Source organism: Bacillus sp. LR_5, assembly GCF_042709275.1.
Map to the genome: position 1 here is coordinate 1 of NZ_JAVAXX010000002.1, position 19,591 is coordinate 19,591.

Below are 19,591 nucleotides of genomic sequence, written 5' to 3' on the forward strand. Positions count from 1 at the left end.
GAATCCCGGTTGTTTTAGAGGCCGGAGGCAAAACCATTGAACTGGCAGGCCTGCATGAGGAACTGGAGTATCTTTTAGAAAATATTAAAGATAATGCAAACTACGGAGAAATGGAAGAAAAAGTGAAACGCGTGTTTTTATAGAAACTGGTTCGGAATTGGGGGATGTATGATGGATGACAAACAATGGGAGCGTTTTTTAGTGCCTTACCGCCAGGCTGTCGAAGAGTTGAAAGTGAAACTCAAGGGGATCCGCACATTATATGAATACGAGGATGACCATTCTCCGATCGAATTTGTGACCGGGCGCGTCAAACCTGTGGCGAGCATACTTGAAAAAGCGAGACGGAAAAGCATACCGTTACATGAAATTGAAACCATTCAGGATATCGCAGGCCTTAGAATCATGTGCCAATTTGTCGATGACATCCAAATCGTAAAAGACATGCTGTTTGCCAGAAAAGATTTCACCGTTGTGGATCAGAGGGATTATATTGCGGAACATAAAGAGAGCGGGTACCGGTCATATCATCTTGTTGTGCTATATCCTTTACAGACGGTGTCCGGAGAAAAGCATGTTCTTGTGGAAATACAGATCCGTACGCTGGCGATGAATTTTTGGGCGACCATTGAGCATTCATTGAATTATAAATACAGCGGAAACATTCCTGAAAAAGTAAAATTAAGGCTTCAGCGTGCTTCTGAAGCGGCTTCCCGGCTTGATGAAGAGATGTCGGAGATCAGGGGTGAAGTACAGGAAGCTCAAGCTGCCTTTTCAAGAAAGAAAAAAGGAAGCGAGCAACAATAGGTAAAGGGGAAGAAAAGCATGAAATTTGCCGTATCATCAAAAGGTGATCAAGTTTCTGATACGCTGAAAAGCAAAATACAGGCGTATTTGTTGGATTTTGATATGGAACTGGATGAAAATGAACCGGAAATCGTCATTTCAGTTGGGGGCGATGGAACGCTTTTGTACGCTTTTCACAGATACAGCGACCGCTTGGACAAAACAGCATTTGTCGGCGTTCACACGGGTCATCTGGGGTTTTATGCCGACTGGGTTCCTCATGAAATTGAAAAACTTGTTCTCGCGATTGCGAAAACGCCGTATCATACCGTCGAATATCCGCTTCTCGAAGTGATTGTGACCTATCACGAAAACGAGCGGGAAGAAAGATATTTAGCATTGAATGAATGCACGATTAAAAGCATAGAAGGAAGCCTTGTGGCTGATGTGGAAATCAAGGGACAGCTCTTTGAAACCTTCCGGGGCGACGGCCTCTGCCTGTCAACGCCATCCGGCAGCACCGCCTACAATAAGGCGCTGGGCGGAGCGATTATCCATCCGTCTATTAGAGCGATCCAGCTTGCGGAAATGGCTTCTATTAATAACCGCGTATTCCGGACGGTCGGATCGCCGCTGCTTCTCCCTTCCCATCATGATTGCATGATTAAGCCGAGAAACGAAGTTGACTTTCAAGTGACGATTGACCATTTAACCCTTCTTCATAAGGATGTAAAGTCGATCCGCTGCCAAGTTGCATCCGAAAATGTGAGGTTTGCGAGATTCCGTCCGTTTCCATTTTGGAAAAGAGTCCAGGATTCGTTTATCGGAAAAGGTGAATAGAAAGAGGACGTATCGTGGATTATTTTTTTATCAGAAAGAACATTACTTCCGCTGAAAACGGGATAACTCTAAAAGAATATGCCGCTGAACTGGGAATTTCGAAACGTCTGCTGACCGATATCAAGTTTGGCGGTGGAGACCTGCTTATCAACGGTGAGCATGTGACGGTCAAATACGTTTTGAGAGAGGGAGATCTTCTTGTCGTCAAGTTTCCTGAGGAACAGGTAAGCGAGACGCTATTGGCAGAGCCTGTTCCGCTCGATATCCTGTATGAGGATGAACATGTACTTGTGATAAACAAGCAGCCGTATGTGTCATCTATCCCTTCGAGAGAGCACCCATCCGGCAGCATTGCCAATGGAATTATCCATCATTATCAAAAAAACGGAGTGCGGGCGACGGTTCACCTTGTAACCCGGCTTGACCGGGATACATCTGGTGTCATGCTTGTTGCCAAGCATCGCTTTGCCCACTCCATTTTATCGTCAGCGCAAAAAAACGGGCTTGTGAAACGCCGGTATGCGGCAGTGGTCCACGGGCGGTTGACACAGGCGGAGGGAACAGTCGATGCTCCGATTGGCAGACATCCTGACAGTATTATTGAACGGACGGTGACACCGGACGGCCAGAAGGCTGTTACTCATTTTTATGTCACATGCGCAAATGACGACTTGACCTCGGTGACATTGCAGCTTGAGACTGGACGTACCCACCAAATTCGTGTTCATATGAGCTATCTCGGGCACCCGCTGTGCGGCGATACACTGTACGGCGGAACGAGGCGGGAAATTGGCCGCCAGGCCCTGCACAGCGAGCAGCTTTCATTTATCCATCCGCTGACACAGGAGAACATGACGTTTCATGCTTCACTGCCTCAAGATATGAAAGAACTGATAAAAGGAGAGAATCAATGATTCTCTCCTTTTTTATATGGGGCGAAATCTTGATTCGTCATAAGGCAGGGAACTTGGAACAGAGACGGTTTTTATTTCTGGAAAGCGAAAGCCTGTCAGTTTATTTCCGAACACGCAGCCTGTATCAATGTTGATGGTGCGATTGACCTTCCGAGGCTCTTTCACAGGTGTATGGCCGTATACGACCCAAGCCTTGCCGTTATAGGCTGCCGCCCAATCACGTCTGACGGGTCTGCCGTCCGGATACGTTTCACCCGTCACATCACCGTAAAGCACAAAGTCTTTCACTCTGCGGGTATATTTGCCGATATCGTCAGCCTTTATGCCAGCATGGGCGACAACTAATTCTCCGTTATGTAAGATGTCGTAAAGCGGCGCTGTTTCGTACAGCTTCATAAACTGTTCGCTTACTGCTGTTCTTTCTTCTTTAGAAAGTTCTTCAAGCTCTGCCGCTGTTGTTTCGAGACCATGCATCACTTTCACCGGATTTCCTTTTAAGTAGCGGAACAGCTTATTGCAATGATTTCCCGGGACATAACGTACAGCGCCTTTTTCGTAAGCGCCCGCTACAAAGCGGATGACCTCTATCGATTTGGGTCCTCTGTCGGTTAAATCTCCGGCAAAAACAAGCATCCTGCCTTCCTCGTGGACAGGTACTCCATTTTTGATCGTATAGCCAAGCTTTTGGATTAATGCAGTCATTTCGTCATAGCAGCCATGAATATCGCTGATTATGTCGTAAGCCATTCGGCATCCTCCTTACCAATGATTTTATTTATTATGATGCAAAGTGTTGTGAGTCATCACAAGCTTTTATGTGCAAATTATAGAAGAATCATTTTCTAAACAGGATTTAGACCATATTACTTTATTTTTTATCATCACCCTTGTTAAAATCGCGTTATGTTTTTTTAAAAATTGAGGTTTTGTTCTTTGATTAAGAACTGGCATAACCCTGATCTAAAAAGGAGGTTCTGATTATGGCGCATACATCTGTCGCATCTTTAGTTGTTGTACTTATCGTTGCATTTTTGACACCCATCCTTTTGCATCGGTTTAAACTCAGCATCCCGGTTGTTGTTGCTGAAATCATTATGGGATTGATCATAGGAAAAAGCGGCCTTAATTTAGTTGTGGAGGGTGACACATGGCTCCAGACGCTTTCTATGCTCGGATTTATCTTTTTAATGTTTTTAAGCGGGCTTGAAATTGATTTTTCATCGTTTGAGAAAGGAAAGAAAAAGCAGCTTATGCCGAACGGCAAAGAAGCGCCTAATACGTTTGCTGCGGCATCTATTATCTTTGGCGGTATTTTTATTTTATCATTGCTGCTGTCTTATGGGTTCGTCTTGGCAGGATTTATCGAAAATGCATTCTTAATGACGCTTATTATTTCAACGATTTCATTAGGCGTTGTCGTTCCAACGTTAAAAGAAGAACGAATCATGAATTCAAATATCGGGCAGATTATTTTGCTCGTTGCTGTTATTGCTGATTTGGCTACGATGATTCTTCTTGCTGTTTTTTCCTCTTTATACGGAGAGGACAGCGGAAACATGTGGCTTCTGATGATCCTGTTTGCAGCCGGAGTGGTGCTTTACTTTTTCGGCCGGGTCTTCAAACATCGCTCTTTTGTTCAATCCATGTCAAAAGGGACGATCCAGATCGGAACGCGCGCGATTTTTACGTTAATTATCGTACTCGTTGCCCTGTCTGAATCACTTGGGGCAGAAAATATTCTCGGCGCTTTCTTAGCAGGGGTTCTCGTTTCCCTTCTTTCACCAAACAAAGAACTTGTTCAGCAGCTGGATTCATTCGGCTACGGGTTCTTAATTCCGATTTTCTTTGTGATGGTCGGTGTGAAGCTGGATATATGGACCCTTTTCCAAGATCCGAAAATATTAATCATGATTCCGCTTCTGCTTCTGGCGTTGTTAGTCAGCAAAATCATTCCTGTCCTGTACTTGAAGAAGTGGTATGATAACCGAACTGTTTTGGCATCTGGTTTCCTGCTGACATCAACGCTTTCGCTCGTGATTGCCGCTGCGACAATCGGTCAGCAGCTTCACGTGATCAGCGCAAATATGTCAGGAGCGCTGACGTTAGTAGCCGTCATTGCCAGTATTTTTTCGCCGGTCTTCTTTAAAAAATTGTACAAACGGGAGGAGCAGCCGGAGGAGAAAAAGACGATTACGTTTATCGGTGCAAACCAAATGACATTGCCTGTTACTCTTGAACTGCCGGAGGAAGAGTATGATGTGCGTGTTGTACACGTATACCAAGAGAATGCGGAGGAAAAGCTGTCAGAATCAGTATTTACTGTCGAAACGATTTCTGACTATGAACACGAGACGCTTGAGTCACTCGGCATTTTTGATACGGATATCCTCGTTGTTGCGACAGGGAATGAAGACATGAATGCGGACATTGCATTACTTGCAAAAGAAAAAGGCACAGAAAGAATCATTGCCAGCGTAGGATCACCGGAGAATGAAGCAGCTCTGAAGGAGCAGGGAATCAGCATCTTTTCTATTTTGTTGTCAACAAAAACACTGCTTCGCGCTCTGATAGAAGCGCCTGGAGTCATGAGGCTTCTCACGAACCAGGAGTCTTCGCTGTATCAAATTAATATGGAAAACAGCACTTACGACGGTGTGATTTTGCGGGAATTCCCTTTAACAGGCGACGTCATCTTTGTCAGGATTTTCAGAGGTGTGGATAGCATCGTTCCACATGGGGACACAAGGCTGAAACTGGGAGACCGCTTAATTGTTACCGGATCTCGCGGGTACGTAACGGAGCTTAAGAAAACATTAGAAGGATAAACCTTGACCAAATAGGGATTCGTGTTAATATAGAGGTGCAGAACAATTCAATATGTATTCGTATAACCACTAGGGGTGTCCTTCATAAGGGCTGAGATAAAAGTGTGACTTTTAGACCCTCATAACTTGAACAGGTTCAGACCTGCGTAGGGAAGTGGAGCGGTATTTGTGTTATTTTACTATGCCAATTCCAAACCACTTTTCCTTGCGGGAAAGTGGTTTTTTTATTTATCAGACAGGGGGAATGACGTGTGAAGTTTTCAGAAGAATGCCGCAGTGCAGCCGCAGAATGGTGGGAGGGGAGTTTTGTCCATCCGTTCGTTCAGGGAATCGGTGATGGAACGCTTCCGATTGACCGTTTTAAATACTACGTGCTTCAGGATTCTTATTATTTAACGCATTTTGCGAAGGTGCAATCGTTTGGCGCCGCTTATGCGAAGGACCTTTATACAACGGGACGGATGGCAAGCCACGCCCAAGGTACATATGAGGCGGAAATGGCGCTTCATCGCGAGTTTGCGGAGCTGTTGGAAATCAGTGAGGAAGAGCGTAAGGCGTTTAAGCCGTCTCCTACGGCATACTCTTATACATCCCATATGTACCGTTCGGTTTTGAGCGGGAATTTTGCTGAGATCTTAGCTGCCCTGCTGCCATGCTACTGGCTTTATTACGAGGTAGGTGAGAAATTGCTGCATTGTGATCCGGGGCATCCGATTTATCAGAAGTGGATCGGCACATACGGCGGTGACTGGTTCAGACAGCAGGTCGAAGAGCAAATCAATCGGTTTGATGAGCTGGCGGAAAACAGCACGGATGAAGTGCGCGCCAAGATGAAAGAGAATTTTGTTATTTCCAGCTTCTATGAATATCAATTTTGGGGAATGGCCTATCGAAAAGAAGGCTGGTCCGACCGCGGCATAAAAGAGGTGGAGGAATTTGGAGCTTCACGCCATAACTGATGACTGCAAGCCGGTTGAAGAGTTAGCGAGAGCCATCATAGCTATTCGGAATGAAGTTGATTTTATACACATTCGGGAACGGTCAAAATCGGCGGCCGACATTTTGAAACTGCTCGGGCTTATTTCCGAAGGCGGTGTTGATAAGCGAAAACTGGTCATGAATGGGCGGGTGGATATTGCGCTTTTTTCTACGATTCATCGCGTGCAGCTGCCGAGCAGCAGCTTTTCGCCGAAGCAGGTCAGAGCCAGATTTCCTCACCTTCATATCGGTCGGTCGGTGCATTCGCTTGAGGAAGCGGTTCAAGCAGAAAAGGAAGACGCTGACTACGTGTTGTTCGGCCATGTGTTTGAAACGGATTGTAAAAAGGGTCTTGAAGGCAGAGGTGTGTCATTGCTGTCAGATATCAAACAGCGGATTTCCGTCCCGGTTATTGCGATCGGCGGAATGACGCCGGACAGATTAAGAGACGTAAAACGAGCAGGAGCAGACGGTATTGCAGTCATGTCGGGAATTTTTTCTTCCGCTGACCCTTTGGAAGCTGCCAGACGATATTCCCGCAAGCTAAAGGAGATGCGCTATGAAAAGGCATTATGATGCAGTTGTCATTGGAGGCGGAATTATCGGTTCCGCGATTGCTTATCATTTAGCAAAGGAAAACAAAAACATCGCATTGTTTGAAAGTGGAACAATGGGCGGCAGAACAACAAGTGCTGCTGCCGGAATGCTGGGCGCCCATGCCGAGTGCGAGGAACGTGACGCGTTTTTTGACTTTGCCATGCACAGCCAGCGTCTGTACAAAGGTCTTGGAGAAGAGCTTTACACATTATCCGGTATTGATATCAGACAGCATAACGGCGGTATGTTTAAGCTTGCGTTTTCTGAAGAAGACGTGCAGCGGCTGAGGAAGATGGATGACTTAGGTTCTGTCAGCTGGCATACAAAAGAAGAAGTTTTAGAAAAAGAGCCGTATACGTCTGGTGACATTTTCGGGGCAGCCTTTATTCAAGATGATGTGCATGTTGAGCCTTATTTTGTTTGTAAGGCATATGCGAAAGCAGCGAAAGCGCTTGGGGCGGAGATTTTTGAGCATACTCCTGTCCTGCATGTCGACCGTGACGGTGAAGCGCTGTCCATCGAGACGCCGAATGGTAACGTATGGGCGGATCATGTCGCGGTTGCCAGCGGGGTGTGGAGCGGAATGTTTTTTAAACAGCTTGGGCTGAACAATTCATTTTTCCCTGTAAAAGGGGAGTGCCTGTCTGTTTGGAATGATGATATACCGCTGACAAAAACACTTTACCATGACCATTGCTATATCGTACCGAGAAAAAGCGGCAGACTGGTTGTCGGCGCGACAATGAAGCCAGGTGACTGGAGTGAAACACCGGATCTTGGCGGATTGGAATTGGTAATGAAAAAAGCAAAAACGATGCTGCCGGCCATTCAGAATATGAAGGTGGATCGTTTTTGGGCAGGACTGCGGCCGGGAACAAAGGATGGGAAACCGTACATCGGCAGACACCCTGAGGACAGCCGTATTTTATTTGCGGCGGGCCATTTCAGAAATGGGATTCTGCTCGCTCCGGCAACGGGCGCTTTGATCGGTGATCTCATGATGAATAAAGAGGTCAATCAAGACTGGCTGCACGCATTCCGAATTGATCGCAAGGAGGCGGTTCAGATATGATGCTACAGCTGAACGGTAAAGACGTGAAGTGGGAAAAAGACACAGGTACAATTCAAGACCTGCTGGCGTCTTATCAGCTTGAAAATAAAATTGTTATCGTTGAAAGAAATAAAGAAATTATCGGCAAAGAACATTATCACGAGGTTGAACTTTGTGATCGCGATGTTATTGAAATTGTCCATTTTGTAGGAGGCGGATGAGCATGTTAACAATTGGCGGGAAATCATTTCAATCAAGATTGTTGCTGGGCACGGGGAAATACCCATCGTTTGAAATTCAAAAGGAAGCGGTGGCCGTTTCCGAGTCTGATATTTTAACATTTGCTGTGCGGAGAATGAACATCTTTGAAGCGTCTCAGCCTAATTTTCTGGAACAGCTTGATTTATCCAAATATACGCTTCTGCCGAATACAGCGGGCGCCAGCACCGCTGAAGAAGCGGTCCGGATTGCAAGATTGGCAAAAGCGTCAGGGCTTTGTGACATGATTAAAGTCGAAGTCATCGGATGCAGCCGTTCTTTGCTGCCTGATCCTGTTGAGACATTAAAAGCGTCCGAACAGCTTCTTGAAGAAGGCTTTATTGTGCTCCCGTACACGTCGGATGACGTTGTACTGGCAAGAAAACTGGAAGAGCTTGGCGTGCATGCCATCATGCCGGGGGCATCTCCGATCGGATCGGGGCAAGGGATCTTAAATCCTTTGAATCTGTCATTTATTATTGAACAGGCGAAAGTGCCGGTTATCGTGGACGCCGGCATTGGATCGCCTAAAGACGCGGCATACGCAATGGAGCTTGGAGCGGACGGCGTACTTCTCAATACGGCTGTATCAGGCGCGAATGATCCTGTGAAAATGGCGCGTGCCATGAAGCTCGCAGTGGAAGCAGGGCGCCTTTCTTATGAGGCGGGGCGCATTCCGCTTAAGCAATACGGAACGGCAAGCAGTCCGGGAGAAGGTCTTCCTGTATGACGGACAGGTACTCCAGACAGGAGCTGTTTGCTCCGATCGGCCCAGCCGGCCAGAAGAAATTGAAAGAAGCGCGCGCCGTGATCATCGGCGCCGGCGCGCTTGGAACAGCGAGTGCTGAAATGCTGGTCAGAGCAGGAGTCGGCTCTGTGAAAATTGCCGACAGAGATTACGTTGAATGGAGCAACCTCCAGCGCCAGCAGCTGTATACAGAAGATGATGTCAAAAAAGAAATGCCGAAAGCGGCCGCTGCTGAGCATCGTCTCCGTTCGATTAACAGCGATGTCGATGTGACTGGCCTTGTCATGGATGTGACAGCGGAAAATATCTTCGAGCTGATTAAGGGCGCTTCGATCATTGTGGATGCGACTGATAATTTTGAAACCCGCCTGATCGTAAATGATGCTGCGGTCAAAGAAGGGATTCCTTTTCTCTACGGCGCCTGTGTAGGGAGCTACGGCCTCACCTTTACCGTAGTGCCGGGATCCACCCCCTGCCTGCATTGCTTGCTCGATACACTTCCGATTGGAGGAGCGACATGTGACACAGCCGGCATCATCAGTCCGGCTGTTTTGCAGGTAGCGGTCTTTCAGGTGACAGACGCGCTGAAGCTGCTGACGGGAGAGGGGTGCGAGCCAGTGCTGCGCTCCTTTGACTTGTGGAAAAACGAACGGTCAGAGGTGAGAGCGGCGGGTCTCAAACATGACGCATGCCCAAGCTGCGGCACAAAGGATTTTCCGTTTTTGTCATATGAAAACCAAACAAAAGCGGCTGTATTGTGCGGCAGGAACACGGTGCAAATCAGATCATCCTTTACAAAAGAAGCGGATCTTGAAGGGCTTGCCGGTCAGCTGAAGCAAGCAGGGCTTGAAGTAGCCGCGAACCCGTATTTAATTTCCTGCCGCTCGGATGATATGAAAATGGTGCTGTTCCGGGACGGCAGAGCATTGATCCATGGAACAAATGATATTGCCCGGGCAAAATCTATTTATCATAAATGGATTGGGTAATAAAAGGAGTGTAATGTATGAGTATATATAAAGCATTGACAATCGCCGGCTCTGATTCAGGCGGCGGCGCAGGGATACAGGCCGATATTAAAACCTTTCAGGAGCTTGATGTATTCGGAATGTCTGCGATTACGGCGGTAACCGCCCAAAATACGCTTGGCGTCCATGGGGTGTATCCGCTGACTGTAGAGGCACTGAGACAGCAAATTGACGCTGTTGCCGAGGATTTGAAACCGGACGCCGTAAAAACGGGAATGCTCTGGAATGCCGAAATGATTGAAGAAGTGGCGAGAAAAATTGACGAGTACGGGTTTAACCGTGTGATTGTTGATCCGGTTATGATCGCAAAGGGCGGTGCATCCTTGCTGCACGATGAATCAGTTGCTACCTTAAAAGAGCTGCTCATACCGAGGAGCTACGCGATTACGCCGAATGTTCCGGAAGCAGAAACGCTGACAGGAATGACAATCCGCTCGCTGGATGACCGAAAAAAAGCAGCGGAGCAACTCGTAAAGATGGGAGCTCAGCATGTGATTATCAAAGGCGGGCACCAGCCTGAGGACAATCACATTACTGACCTTCTTTTTGATGGAAACATGTTTATGCAAATCAGCCATCCTTATATCGATACGGAGCATACGCATGGCACGGGCTGTACCTTTGCTGCGGCTTTAACGGCTCAAACAGCTAAAGGAGACAGCATCCATCAGGCATTCGAGGTTGCGGCCAACTTTGTCCGCGAAGCGGTGGAAAATACGCTCGGCATCGGATCGGGCCACGGGCCGACAAACCATTTCGCCTTTAAACGAAACAGCTTAAAAACAAGCCAATGAGATCACCAGCGGATGGTGATCTCTTTCACGTTTGTCTATCGTATGCGCTTTTCATCTGGACAAGGTTATGATATGATAGGAATTAAGATCAGGTACTAATACTATGTCTTTATAAAATATAGGAGGCTTTATACATATGAATTTTTCACTTGAAGGCCGCAACATTGTTGTGATGGGGGTAGCCAACAAACGCAGTATCGCGTGGGGAATTGCGCGCTCTTTACACGAAGCGGGTGCACGTTTGATTTTCACATACGCAGGAGAACGCCTTGAGAAATCTGTTCACGAGCTTGCCGGTACGCTAGAACGCAATGATTCCATTATCCTTCCTTGCGACGTAACAAACGACGCGGAAATCGAAACTTGCTTCGCAAGCATTAAGGAGCAGGTCGGTGTGATCCACGGTATCGCGCATTGTATCGCGTTTGCCAATAAAGAAGAGCTCGTCGGCGAATACTTAAACACAACTCGTGACGGTTTCCTTTTGGCCCATAACATCAGTTCATATTCTCTGACAGCTGTTGTGAAAGCTGCACGTCCGATGATGACTGAAGGCGGAAGCATTGTCACTTTGACTTACCTTGGCGGAGAGCTTGTGATGCCGAACTACAACGTCATGGGTGTAGCGAAAGCTTCTCTTGATGCAAGTGTGAAATACTTAGCTGCTGACTTAGGAAAAGAAAATATCCGCGTTAACAGCATTTCTGCCGGCCCGATCAGAACATTATCTGCTAAAGGCATCAGCGATTTCAACTCCATCTTAAAAGACATTGAAGAGCGTGCGCCGCTTCGCCGCACGACAACACCTGAAGAAGTGGGCGATACAGCTGCGTTCTTATTCAGCGATATGTCCCGAGGCATTACAGGTGAAAATCTTCACGTTGATTCAGGTTTCCATATCACTGCCCGCTAAGCAGGATCTATGTCAAGCAATCCCGAACAGGGATTGCTTTTTTATTTCTTCTGATTTTCAGCTTTCTGTCATATAGATAGAATATGACACAATCGGAGGGATGAAGATGTCTAATAAGAAAAGAAACGCGGATAAAAAACCGCTCATGTATATTGTTCAGCCGGATTATGCAGAAACAGCAAGATCATCCATGCAGGAGATTGTCATCAAAAAAAAGGCTAAACCCGCTCCGCCAAAAGCAGAGGAAAAGCCGGCCTACCATGAGAAACAGCAGGAGGAAGCCGTGGCAAAGGAGGTCCAGCAAGCAGACCAAAAGCCTGCAGCTGAGCCAGTGAGTCAGCAAACACAAGAGGTGAGAGAGCCAGAGAACACAAAGAACCAGCAGGAGCAGGAAGCAGAGCCGCAGGCCATTGAAGAAACCGTCGAACACGAGCCTCCGAAAGCAGAAAAAAAGGAAGAGCCTGCGCTTGAGGCCCGGAAGCCTGAAAAAGAACCGGAAGCTGTCCACAGTGCTGATAAAGCGGAGGAAAAAGCACCGCCGGCACGAAAAGTGAAAAAGCCGATGAGCAAGATGACGATTCATGAAAAAATTGATTTTTTAACAAAGCTGCCTCATAACATGCCGAGAGCGCTTTGTTTGATTGAAGCCAATGGAAGAACGTACAGGGGCGTGATTGTCGGAAGAAGAAATGATTCCGTCCTGCTCCGGACGACTGGAAACGGTGCGCCGACTGAACTGTCGATTGATGAAATCACCTCTTTACATCCGCTCGGTTTTTAATAAAATGAAAAAAGCTGCCCGGCAGATCTTCCCGGACAGCTTTTTTACATAGAGAAAAGCCTGCAGGCCTGCAAGCTTTTCCAGCTTATGATTAATGGTGATGATGCGTGCGATTGATTAATCGTGGATTTAAGCAGTTGATTGCGCAAAAGCAGTCTAAGTCCACTTCAATGCAGTAGTTCGTTTTTTCAAGTCGGAACACTTCACAAACCGTATCTGTATCGGTGAAGTCCAAAATGTGTTTGTGTTCGTCAAATGCGATTAATAATGACAGTGTTGCGCAGCTGTCATGAACTTTTTCCACTCTGAAAAATACTGTATTAAAGCAAGGGCCGTTATCGAGTTCGCCGACATTTCCGAAGGCCACTAAGGGCTTTGATTTTGATGTAAATATTGCAAAAGGCACCGTATCGCCTAGCGAATGGGTTGGTGACAAAAGCTTTGAATGGCAGCTTGTCGGGCAGTCCTCTTCAACAGCGTGTTGCAGTTCTTCAATATTTTCTACAGCTTCACGCACGCAGCATGATGTTTTCTGGCTCATATTATCCCTCCTGCCTTATAAATTTGAGACTGGCGAAATGATGGAGAGTCAGCTGCCTCACGCTGGAAGCAGCTGAATAATTTGCACCTGTAATAGAGTTTGGAAGGGGATTCCTCTTTACAAGTGTTTATCCATTGTGATGATGCTTTTTATCTCTGTTAGGGGATGTTCTGTCAACTAACTCTGGCGACAGGCACTGAATGGCACAGAAGCATCCAAGATCCACTTCAATGCAGAAATCTGTTTTTTCAAGCCCGAAGAAATCCGGGTCGCAAGGGTGGCAAACACTTAAGGTATCGCCTTTGACATCGACCGGGCGTAAAATAGACAGTGTTGCACAGCAATCGCATAATTTTTCGACGCGGAAGAAAATGGATTCAAAGCATTGCATATCATCCACAAATCCCCCCACGTTTCCGAATGTGGAGAACAATCCGCCTTTTTTATCAAAAACGAGAAACGGAATTGTGTCTTTTCCAGCAATCGTAGGGTTTAAAAGGTTGGTATAGCAGCCAGTCGGACACTGTTCTTCAACTGCCTCCTGCTCTGCTAAAATCTTTTCCACTGCATCGCATACACAGTTCTCATGCCGGCCATGGGTTTTTCCGCAGCTCATTGATTTCAGCTCCTTCTTTATAGGGTATTTGACTTTAGTCCTTAACAACATATGTACCCGTGCCCCACTTGGTGTGGGTGAACGTCTATATATTCATCATATGCTTGGAAAATAAGAAAAAGCAGAGCGTTTTTAGCTCTGCTTTTAAGTCCTAGAGGACAAGAGTAATAACTAGGATAGCTACGAGGGTATTTGTTGCTGTAGAGATAAGTGTTGCGATATCGGCATCTACTGTTGAGACGTTTACGCCGCGGGAGCATTCGATGAGAACTTTTTGGCGGTTTACTTGTTTGTTAGCTGTAAGCTGCAATAAATCTTGTGCGACTAATTCGGCAATTACTCCGTCTGCAATGGATGTCAGAGTAGCTGTAACTACAGCGGCATTAAGCGCTGTTACAACTGATGTTACTGCTTGAACGTCTGTAGATGTAACGTTAATGTCACAAGAATCTCTGATAATAATCGTCTCATCGGAGACTTGTTTGTTGAGATTTGCCTGAGCTAGATCTTGGTCGATGAAGGCGTTGTCGTTGCCAAAAAACCCATTGCCATTACAGCAAACATCGCAATGACATTTTCTTTCGTGTTTTTCTTTCTCTTTCTCTTTGTCATCTAACGGATGGTCACAGTCAGGATCAAGTGCAACCCAAGAATATGGTCTGCTTTCCATATCTATTCCTCCTTTTCTTTTACTGTTATTAAATGAGCGAGCCTCTTACTTTGACTGAGTCATATATCTTGATGAAGCGCCCTATTTTTTATGATTAATTTGAATTGTTATTATTTTGCCGTCTTTGTCTGAGCTGTTCAATTAGCTGCTCTCTGCGGCTTAGCGGTTTTGCGTTCTTTTGCTCTTGCACCGATTCTTCTTTCTTCTTCTTTTGGTTTTCAATTAATGCTTCTGATTTAGCCTGCAAATCCTTTACCAGATTCAAGAGCATTTCTTTTTCTTCGTCTGATACTTCTTTCATTTTGTCTTTCGTAACACCATGTTTAAGAAATATATTTTGGACCAGCATTTTCGTCATCGGATCAACTTCCGGAAGCTTAGCAAGCTCTTCTTTGATTTTATCGTTGTCTGACATTTGTTTTCACCTCGACTTTTAAGTTTGTGAAAAAGAAAGGGTTAAAGGACGTCAAGTTCATTGAGAATGCTGTTTAACACCTGAAGCAAGATTTGTACAAAGGTTATTATCTCGTCGGCAGACAAAGTAATTGTAATGTTTCGGCTGTTGATAATTTTAATAATGGTTCTTTTTTTGATTTGGGAGTTATCCAGAATAAGAATTTCACTTGCCACTGCGTCAGCCAAATCCTCGTCGGCGATGACGAGCTGAGTCGCCAGGATAATCATGGTTGTCACAAAGGCTTGTATAGAAAGGGCAGATGTTATATGTGATGTATCTATTGTGATATTTTCGCAATCAATGACTTCGATCTGCTGTTCGAATTCGCTTGATAATTGCTCAAATATTGCAGGGTGCAGGGATTCAACTTCTTCTTCAAACGACATAACCTTCACTCCTTTCTTATCCATACTCTATATAATGCAAATGGGGTGCAGAGCGGAATAATAAAAATAACCAATTTTCCGCCGGACAAGATACAAATTCATGAAAGCTAGGGTTTCTGCATATATGTGAAGGGGATGACGAAAGGAGTGAACAAGTGGTTATCAATTGGCTGTCTCTTTTCCTTCTTTCGCTTGCGGTCTTTCGGCTCGCTCGGCTGCTGGTGTTTGACACGATTATGGCGCCGCTTCGCAGCCTGTTTCATGAAGAGAAGGAGGAAAAGGATGCAGACGGGAACATTGAAACGTATATCGTGATTAAGGGAACGGGGGTAAGGGCGTTTATTGGTGAATTGCTGAGCTGCTATTGGTGCACAGGCGTGTGGTGCGCCGGCTTTTTGATTTTATGCCAGGCATTAATCCCGCAAATTGCCCAGTGGCTGATTTTGCTTCTGGCGATCGCCGGTCTTGCCGGTATTATTGAAACACTTGTATCAAAATGGCTGCAGGAATGAGGCGTTCCCACCAGCAACTTTTCACTAGCATCCGCATAAAGTAGCATATATGACATAAGGAAAGGAAGGGACCATAATGAATCAAATCAATAAACCTTCCCAAAAAACTCCATATACGGATTCGTCGTCTCAATCAAAAAAGATCAAAAAGAAAGGCTGCGGGTGCGGAAAGAAAAAGAAAAAACCTCAATAACCTGGCAAAGAAACCGGAGATTTCCGGTTTTTTGTTTTTTAACGGAGCGGTCTCACTCAGCATATATCATGAGTGGGGGGATGCCAGTGAATGAGTTTGAAAAATGGATTGACGGGAGATATGAAGCTCACGAACAAAAGCAAAAAGAGCATGAAGACACTATGAGCAGTATCAGAAAAGACTTGGATGCATTTGATGGAGCCGGTTTGGCGTTTGAAGAGGAGATTGAAGAACTGGCTGAAAAAACTGAAGCCTTGCTCAAAAAACACAAGGCTCAGTACGAACAATCATAAATCCGCAAACGCCCTATGCGAATATCCAAGCCGATTAAGGCTGCACACATAGTGTATAGAGAGTAAAGGAGGTGCTTATCTATGGGCTTTGGATACGGATTCGGAGGAGGCTACGGCGGCTGCGGCTATGGCGGCGGTTATGCTGGCGGTTACGGCGGCGGCTATGGTTCAACATTTGTTCTTTTAGTCGTATTGTTCATTCTCCTTATCATCGTGGGTGCATCTTTTTATAACTTCTAAGGTTTATTGAGGGAAGTACGGGTGATGTCCCGTACTTCCTTGCCTTGTGTTCATTTTTTATTTTTGGAAAAAGCACATTGAACAATGGGTATTCATACAATACCGTATCACTCCGCCAAAAGGAGGCGTATTATGGATAATCAATTTTTTAAGAACATCGAAAAGAAAACAGGTGTCAATATGCAGGATGTCATGAATCTTGCCGGCTCCCTTCAAAACGCCAATTTTAAAGACGAAAACACAGTCCGCAGTGTCATTAAGCGCGTAGCGCAGCTGGCAAACAGACGCGTGCCGAAAGAATTAGAAGATAAGATTGTTCAGTCCATTACAAGCGGAAAAGAAAAGCTTGATTTTGGTACGATTTCTAAAATGTTGGATAATAAATAAGCAGAGGGCCTGGCTGACTCATTTCAGCGGGCCTTTTTTATAGAAAAAACCCGGCAGATCACTGCCGGACTGTTAGTTATGCAAGGGATGTCTTGCTTGCTGTAAAAGAGGATATAAAAATCTTGAACGGTGGGCCGTTTTGCCGCGCCTGTTTGCGGGACAAGACAAATATAAATGCTGTTTGGCCCGGGTCATGGCGACATATAAAAGGCGTCTTTCTTCCTCAAGAGGAGCTTCATCTCCTTTTCTCGCTGTTTCTAATGAGAAATCGTGCGGAATCGAGCCATCTACCGTGCCTAACACGTAGACGGTTTTGAATTCAAGCCCTTTTGACCGGTGAATGGTCATCAGCTGAACGCCATTTTCATCCGTTCTGTTTTTCTCAGCGGCTCTCATATGGTCTACGTGGGCGAGAAAATCAGGAATCGTTTTGAACTTCTTGGCGACGACCTTGATGTCACGCAGGTCATCGGATCCTTTTTCCAGCTTGTTGCTCTCATTGCCCCGTTTTTTTAAATACTCGGAGAAGCCCATTTTTCCTTCTGCAAAGGTGATCGCTTCCACCGGCTTCATTGTGCGGAGGCTTGCGAAAAACGGTACGATCTTCTTGATTTTGTCCAGCTGGAATGGCTTTAGATCAGACAGTTTGGCCAGCGCTTTAATCATGGAGCAGTCCTCGGTAATCGAGAGCGCCTTCAGCGTGTTCAAAGCGGACTGTTTTAAGAACAAGGCTGGCAGCAAGTGCTTAATCGCCTCAGTGTCATCCTCATTTTGGCTGGCGTACAAGTATGCGAGAATCTGGCGGACGATCCGTCTGCTGTAAAACGATTGGACGCCGCGGTCTGCTGTATATGGAATTGACGAATGATGAAGTCTTTCGTATATAGCACGGCCTCCGCTGTTTGTGCGGTAGAGAACTGCAAAGTCTTCAGGTCTTGCCCCGTTTTGAATTTTTTCTTTGATATCGGAAACGACCATTGTTGCTTCTTCCTCTTCGTCATAAGGATAAAACAGCACAGGGACCTGGACGTCATCTCGCGCCGCTTCAAGCATTTTGGCATACCTGTTTTTGTTCTTTTTCACGACGATATCAGCACTGGAGACGATCGGGTGCGTAGACCTGTAGTTCGCGGTTAAATAGATCGTCTTCGCTCCAGGGTAATCCTTTTGAAAATCAAGAATAAAAGACGGATTGCTTCCGCGGAATGCGTAGATAGACTGGTCATCGTCACCGACGCAGCACAGGTTTTGCTCCGGGCTTGCCAGCATTTGCATGATTTTATATTGAACCGGGTTAATGTCCTGAAACTCATCAATTAAGATATAAGTAAACCGAGATTGATATTGTTCCAGAAGATCCGGCCGATCGATAAACAATTCATAGCAGGCTGAAGCCATGTCATCAAAATCAAATTGGTTGTGCTCTTTTTTCTGGCGTTCATAATGTTCATATAATCGATAGACTTGTTTTTCCCACTCATCTTGTAAAGGGATGCGTTCATTCGGCACATAAGTGTTTTTCCAGAAACCAATCTGCTGCAGGGCCTGATCAACAGGGAACTCCTTCTCATCTATACCTTCTTCATAGAGTGCTTTTTTGATATATTGTTCCCGCTGCCACTCCATTTTCAGCAGATGCTCGCCGTTCCATTTAGCAGAATCATAGTGATACAAAATCTTATAAAACAAGCTGTGGAATGTTCCGGTGACAAGTCTTCTCACTTTTGCAGGCTGTAAACCGTACTGCTTCGCCATACGCTCTTTCATTTCGGCGACGGCTTTTGTCGTAAAGGTGACAAGCAGCATGTTTTCCGGAGGTATGTCTAAGTGTTCAATCATGTGGGCGGCGCGAGCCGTTAGCACCCGTGTTTTCCCGCTTCCCGCACCTGCAAGCACTAGCAGTGGGCCTTCCGTTTCCGTGACAGCTTTCAGCTGATCCGTGTTCAAGCCGACAGACGGAAATAGATTCGTATCAGGTTCTATTGTTTTTTGAACAAATGGTGTTCCGGGTTTAATGCTTCTCGGCCGCTTCCATTCAGTGACAGCTGAAGACGATTCAGCAGCGATCGCTTTTCCCTTGGGCAAACGAAAGACACCGGATTCCTGATCGTCTTCTTTTTTCTCCTCTTTAGCGGGTTTCGTTTCGCAGGCCTCCTCACATGCCGGAAAATGGCCTGGCTGGCGGTGGATAAACTCCGGCGGATCGGCGATATTGAGCCTTAACAAAACGGGTTTTCCGCAATGAGAACAAAATAAATGTCCTTTTATTCCTTCTTCAAAGAGGAATTGGTAATGTTCTCTCGAATATGTATGTAAATGTATAGTTCGATCATTCAGTCGGGCGCATTTCAAACAGGGATCCTCCCAATCAAAAAAAGGTGTTCATTACAGACAAAGACTATCATATCAAAAGAAACGTGTTTCAAAAAGTAAGTTTAAGGGAAAAGAGACAGCAGAAGGGTGGGTATCGTATGATATATGCAGGTCAAATTCAGAACCAGCAATACGCTCAATATGCAAATAGAACGATTGGACATAAGCAGGATTACGCCGGAACCGAAAAAATCAACTATGTCTCGTTTCAGCGGGTATACAAGGAACTTGAAAAGCAGCAGGAGAATCAAACGGCCGCTGAAAGAAAAGTAAACGAGACAAAACGTAAGCGCTCTCTTTATAAGAGATTGCGAGAAAAAGGAATGGGCACTTATATTAATCGATATGTATAAAAAACCGTTCACATCAAGAGAACGGTTTTTTATGTGCGGAAAAAATCCGGATCTCAA

At 45.7% G+C, this 19,591-nt stretch carries 26 protein-coding genes and 1 riboswitch; of the genes, 19 read left to right on the forward strand and 7 right to left on the reverse strand.

Annotated elements, in window-relative coordinates; all coding sequences use genetic code 11:
• The 4 genes from RAC86_RS00790 to RAC86_RS00805 all read left to right on the forward strand — a co-directional run.
• Nucleotides 1-143 (forward strand): UPF0738 family protein (locus tag RAC86_RS00790; protein WP_483861758.1); only part of this gene is annotated, 143 nt, incomplete at its 5' end.
• 28 nt (nucleotides 144-171) lie between these two features.
• Nucleotides 172-807, forward strand: coding sequence for a GTP diphosphokinase (gene yjbM, locus RAC86_RS00795; RefSeq protein WP_019713982.1), 636 nt, complete (start codon nucleotides 172-174; stop codon nucleotides 805-807).
• An 18-nt stretch (nucleotides 808-825) separates the two neighbouring features.
• The gene (locus tag RAC86_RS00800; RefSeq protein ID WP_003224622.1) at nucleotides 826-1,626 is read left to right on the forward strand and encodes an NAD kinase; all 801 of its coding nucleotides are present in this window, start codon (nucleotides 826-828) and stop codon (nucleotides 1,624-1,626) included.
• A gap of 14 nt (nucleotides 1,627-1,640) precedes the next feature.
• Nucleotides 1,641-2,540: an RluA family pseudouridine synthase gene (locus tag RAC86_RS00805; protein WP_193427793.1), complete on the forward strand. Its 900-nt coding sequence runs from the start codon at nucleotides 1,641-1,643 to the stop codon at nucleotides 2,538-2,540.
• A gap of 12 nt (nucleotides 2,541-2,552) precedes the next feature.
• Here RAC86_RS00805 and prpE read toward each other — a convergent pair whose 3' ends face one another.
• Nucleotides 2,553-3,287 carry a bis(5'-nucleosyl)-tetraphosphatase PrpE gene (prpE, locus tag RAC86_RS00810; protein ID WP_072566100.1) on the reverse strand — a complete coding sequence of 245 codons (735 nt, stop codon included), beginning with the start codon at nucleotides 3,285-3,287 and terminating at the stop codon, nucleotides 2,553-2,555.
• Between the two features lie 233 nt (nucleotides 3,288-3,520).
• Here prpE and RAC86_RS00815 point away from each other — a divergent pair, with 233 nt between their 5' ends.
• The 10 genes from RAC86_RS00815 (at nucleotide 3,521) to cotO (ending at nucleotide 12,513) form a co-directional block, all read left to right on the forward strand.
• Nucleotides 3,521-5,365, forward strand: coding sequence for a monovalent cation:proton antiporter family protein (locus RAC86_RS00815; RefSeq protein ID WP_014113385.1), 1,845 nt, complete (start codon nucleotides 3,521-3,523; stop codon nucleotides 5,363-5,365).
• 61 nt (nucleotides 5,366-5,426) lie between these two features.
• Nucleotides 5,427-5,535, forward strand: a riboswitch (TPP riboswitch).
• Nucleotides 5,536-5,616: 81 nt separating this feature from the next.
• A complete protein-coding gene (gene tenA, locus RAC86_RS00820; protein WP_019713986.1) occupies nucleotides 5,617-6,324 on the forward strand; it encodes a thiaminase II in 708 nt (235 codons plus the stop codon).
• Entirely contained in the window at nucleotides 6,302-6,919 is a 618-nt protein-coding gene (tenI, locus tag RAC86_RS00825) for a thiazole tautomerase TenI (RefSeq protein WP_072182825.1), read from the forward strand. Before tenA ends, tenI begins: the two co-directional genes overlap by 23 nt.
• The gene (gene thiO / locus RAC86_RS00830) at nucleotides 6,903-8,012 is read left to right on the forward strand and encodes a glycine oxidase ThiO (RefSeq protein WP_072566101.1); all 1,110 of its coding nucleotides are present in this window, start codon (nucleotides 6,903-6,905) and stop codon (nucleotides 8,010-8,012) included. The genes tenI and thiO overlap by 17 nt, the downstream gene beginning before the upstream one ends.
• Nucleotides 8,012-8,212, forward strand: a complete 201-nt coding sequence (gene thiS / locus RAC86_RS00835) for a sulfur carrier protein ThiS (protein ID WP_072182824.1) — start codon at nucleotides 8,012-8,014, stop codon at nucleotides 8,210-8,212. The genes thiO and thiS overlap by 1 nt, the downstream gene beginning before the upstream one ends.
• Nucleotides 8,209-8,979: a thiazole synthase gene (gene thiG, locus RAC86_RS00840; protein ID WP_072566102.1), complete on the forward strand. Its 771-nt coding sequence runs from the start codon at nucleotides 8,209-8,211 to the stop codon at nucleotides 8,977-8,979. The genes thiS and thiG overlap by 4 nt, the downstream gene beginning before the upstream one ends.
• Nucleotides 8,976-9,986 carry a thiazole biosynthesis adenylyltransferase ThiF gene (gene thiF, locus RAC86_RS00845; RefSeq protein WP_072566103.1) on the forward strand — a complete coding sequence of 337 codons (1,011 nt, stop codon included), beginning with the start codon at nucleotides 8,976-8,978 and terminating at the stop codon, nucleotides 9,984-9,986. Before thiG ends, thiF begins: the two co-directional genes overlap by 4 nt.
• A 17-nt stretch (nucleotides 9,987-10,003) precedes the next feature.
• Complete coding sequence (gene thiD / locus RAC86_RS00850; protein WP_061188372.1) at nucleotides 10,004-10,819, forward strand: bifunctional hydroxymethylpyrimidine kinase/phosphomethylpyrimidine kinase; 816 nt, start codon at nucleotides 10,004-10,006, stop codon at nucleotides 10,817-10,819.
• 136 nt (nucleotides 10,820-10,955) lie between these two features.
• Nucleotides 10,956-11,732, forward strand: a complete 777-nt coding sequence (fabI, locus tag RAC86_RS00855) for an enoyl-ACP reductase FabI (protein WP_014113392.1) — start codon at nucleotides 10,956-10,958, stop codon at nucleotides 11,730-11,732.
• 100 nt (nucleotides 11,733-11,832) lie between these two features.
• Nucleotides 11,833-12,513, forward strand: a complete 681-nt coding sequence (gene cotO, locus RAC86_RS00860; protein WP_072566104.1) for a spore coat protein CotO — start codon at nucleotides 11,833-11,835, stop codon at nucleotides 12,511-12,513.
• Between the two features lie 91 nt (nucleotides 12,514-12,604).
• On the opposite strand, the gene cotZ is transcribed toward cotO, so the two are convergent.
• The 5 genes from cotZ to cotV form a co-directional block, all read right to left on the reverse strand.
• Nucleotides 12,605-13,054 carry a spore coat protein CotZ gene (gene cotZ, locus RAC86_RS00865; protein ID WP_014113394.1) on the reverse strand — a complete coding sequence of 150 codons (450 nt, stop codon included), beginning with the start codon at nucleotides 13,052-13,054 and terminating at the stop codon, nucleotides 12,605-12,607.
• Between the two features lie 127 nt (nucleotides 13,055-13,181).
• Nucleotides 13,182-13,670 carry a spore coat protein CotY gene (cotY, locus tag RAC86_RS00870; RefSeq protein ID WP_014113395.1) on the reverse strand — a complete coding sequence of 163 codons (489 nt, stop codon included), beginning with the start codon at nucleotides 13,668-13,670 and terminating at the stop codon, nucleotides 13,182-13,184.
• Nucleotides 13,671-13,821: 151 nt separating this feature from the next.
• Nucleotides 13,822-14,340 carry a spore coat protein CotX gene (gene cotX / locus RAC86_RS00875; protein ID WP_014113396.1) on the reverse strand — a complete coding sequence of 173 codons (519 nt, stop codon included), beginning with the start codon at nucleotides 14,338-14,340 and terminating at the stop codon, nucleotides 13,822-13,824.
• Nucleotides 14,341-14,434: 94 nt separating this feature from the next.
• Nucleotides 14,435-14,755: a spore coat protein CotW gene (gene cotW, locus RAC86_RS00880; protein ID WP_014113397.1), complete on the reverse strand. Its 321-nt coding sequence runs from the start codon at nucleotides 14,753-14,755 to the stop codon at nucleotides 14,435-14,437.
• A gap of 41 nt (nucleotides 14,756-14,796) precedes the next feature.
• A complete protein-coding gene (cotV, locus tag RAC86_RS00885; RefSeq protein WP_014113398.1) occupies nucleotides 14,797-15,183 on the reverse strand; it encodes a spore coat protein CotV in 387 nt (128 codons plus the stop codon).
• Nucleotides 15,184-15,338: 155 nt separating this feature from the next.
• On the opposite strand from cotV, the gene yjcA reads away from it, so the two are divergent.
• The 4 genes from yjcA (at nucleotide 15,339) to spoVIF (ending at nucleotide 16,808) form a co-directional block, all read left to right on the forward strand.
• Complete coding sequence (gene yjcA, locus RAC86_RS00890; protein WP_061188377.1) at nucleotides 15,339-15,695, forward strand: sporulation protein YjcA; 357 nt, start codon at nucleotides 15,339-15,341, stop codon at nucleotides 15,693-15,695.
• Between the two features lie 279 nt (nucleotides 15,696-15,974).
• The gene (locus RAC86_RS00895) at nucleotides 15,975-16,181 is read left to right on the forward strand and encodes a hypothetical protein (protein ID WP_072566105.1); all 207 of its coding nucleotides are present in this window, start codon (nucleotides 15,975-15,977) and stop codon (nucleotides 16,179-16,181) included.
• An 81-nt stretch (nucleotides 16,182-16,262) separates the two neighbouring features.
• Nucleotides 16,263-16,421 carry a YjcZ family sporulation protein gene (locus RAC86_RS00900; protein WP_014113402.1) on the forward strand — a complete coding sequence of 53 codons (159 nt, stop codon included), beginning with the start codon at nucleotides 16,263-16,265 and terminating at the stop codon, nucleotides 16,419-16,421.
• 132 nt (nucleotides 16,422-16,553) lie between these two features.
• Nucleotides 16,554-16,808, forward strand: coding sequence for a sporulation-specific transcription regulator SpoVIF (gene spoVIF, locus RAC86_RS00905; protein WP_014113403.1), 255 nt, complete (start codon nucleotides 16,554-16,556; stop codon nucleotides 16,806-16,808).
• A 72-nt stretch (nucleotides 16,809-16,880) separates the two neighbouring features.
• On the opposite strand, the gene RAC86_RS00910 is transcribed toward spoVIF, so the two are convergent.
• The gene (locus RAC86_RS00910) at nucleotides 16,881-19,160 is read right to left on the reverse strand and encodes an ATP-dependent helicase (protein ID WP_152024361.1); all 2,280 of its coding nucleotides are present in this window, start codon (nucleotides 19,158-19,160) and stop codon (nucleotides 16,881-16,883) included.
• Between the two features lie 119 nt (nucleotides 19,161-19,279).
• Between RAC86_RS00910 and RAC86_RS00915 the strand changes: the two genes are divergently transcribed.
• A complete protein-coding gene (locus RAC86_RS00915) occupies nucleotides 19,280-19,534 on the forward strand; it encodes a hypothetical protein (RefSeq protein WP_003224670.1) in 255 nt (84 codons plus the stop codon).
• Nucleotides 19,535-19,591: the final 57 nt, after the last annotated feature.

What these genes read in the sequence shown, in the direction of transcription:
- yjbM (WP_019713982.1), top strand. Translation starts at nt 172, where the DNA reads ATGGATGACAAACAATGGGAGCGTTTTTTAGTGCCTTACCGCCAGGCT.
- RAC86_RS00800 (WP_003224622.1), top strand. Translation starts at nt 826, where the DNA reads ATGAAATTTGCCGTATCATCAAAAGGTGATCAAGTTTCTGATACGCTG.
- prpE (WP_072566100.1), bottom strand. Translation starts at nt 3,287, where the DNA reads ATGGCTTACGACATAATCAGCGATATTCATGGCTGCTATGACGAAATG.
- RAC86_RS00815 (WP_014113385.1), top strand. Translation starts at nt 3,521, where the DNA reads ATGGCGCATACATCTGTCGCATCTTTAGTTGTTGTACTTATCGTTGCA.
- thiO (WP_072566101.1), top strand. Translation starts at nt 6,903, where the DNA reads ATGAAAAGGCATTATGATGCAGTTGTCATTGGAGGCGGAATTATCGGT.
- thiS (WP_072182824.1), top strand. Translation starts at nt 8,012, where the DNA reads ATGCTACAGCTGAACGGTAAAGACGTGAAGTGGGAAAAAGACACAGGT.
- thiG (WP_072566102.1), top strand. Translation starts at nt 8,209, where the DNA reads ATGAGCATGTTAACAATTGGCGGGAAATCATTTCAATCAAGATTGTTG.
- thiF (WP_072566103.1), top strand. Translation starts at nt 8,976, where the DNA reads ATGACGGACAGGTACTCCAGACAGGAGCTGTTTGCTCCGATCGGCCCA.
- thiD (WP_061188372.1), top strand. Translation starts at nt 10,004, where the DNA reads ATGAGTATATATAAAGCATTGACAATCGCCGGCTCTGATTCAGGCGGC.
- fabI (WP_014113392.1), top strand. Translation starts at nt 10,956, where the DNA reads ATGAATTTTTCACTTGAAGGCCGCAACATTGTTGTGATGGGGGTAGCC.
- cotO (WP_072566104.1), top strand. Translation starts at nt 11,833, where the DNA reads ATGAAGATGTCTAATAAGAAAAGAAACGCGGATAAAAAACCGCTCATG.
- cotZ (WP_014113394.1), bottom strand. Translation starts at nt 13,054, where the DNA reads ATGAGCCAGAAAACATCATGCTGCGTGCGTGAAGCTGTAGAAAATATT.
- cotY (WP_014113395.1), bottom strand. Translation starts at nt 13,670, where the DNA reads ATGAGCTGCGGAAAAACCCATGGCCGGCATGAGAACTGTGTATGCGAT.
- cotX (WP_014113396.1), bottom strand. Translation starts at nt 14,340, where the DNA reads ATGGAAAGCAGACCATATTCTTGGGTTGCACTTGATCCTGACTGTGAC.
- cotW (WP_014113397.1), bottom strand. Translation starts at nt 14,755, where the DNA reads ATGTCAGACAACGATAAAATCAAAGAAGAGCTTGCTAAGCTTCCGGAA.
- cotV (WP_014113398.1), bottom strand. Translation starts at nt 15,183, where the DNA reads ATGTCGTTTGAAGAAGAAGTTGAATCCCTGCACCCTGCAATATTTGAG.
- RAC86_RS00900 (WP_014113402.1), top strand. Translation starts at nt 16,263, where the DNA reads ATGGGCTTTGGATACGGATTCGGAGGAGGCTACGGCGGCTGCGGCTAT.
- spoVIF (WP_014113403.1), top strand. Translation starts at nt 16,554, where the DNA reads ATGGATAATCAATTTTTTAAGAACATCGAAAAGAAAACAGGTGTCAAT.
- RAC86_RS00915 (WP_003224670.1), top strand. Translation starts at nt 19,280, where the DNA reads ATGATATATGCAGGTCAAATTCAGAACCAGCAATACGCTCAATATGCA.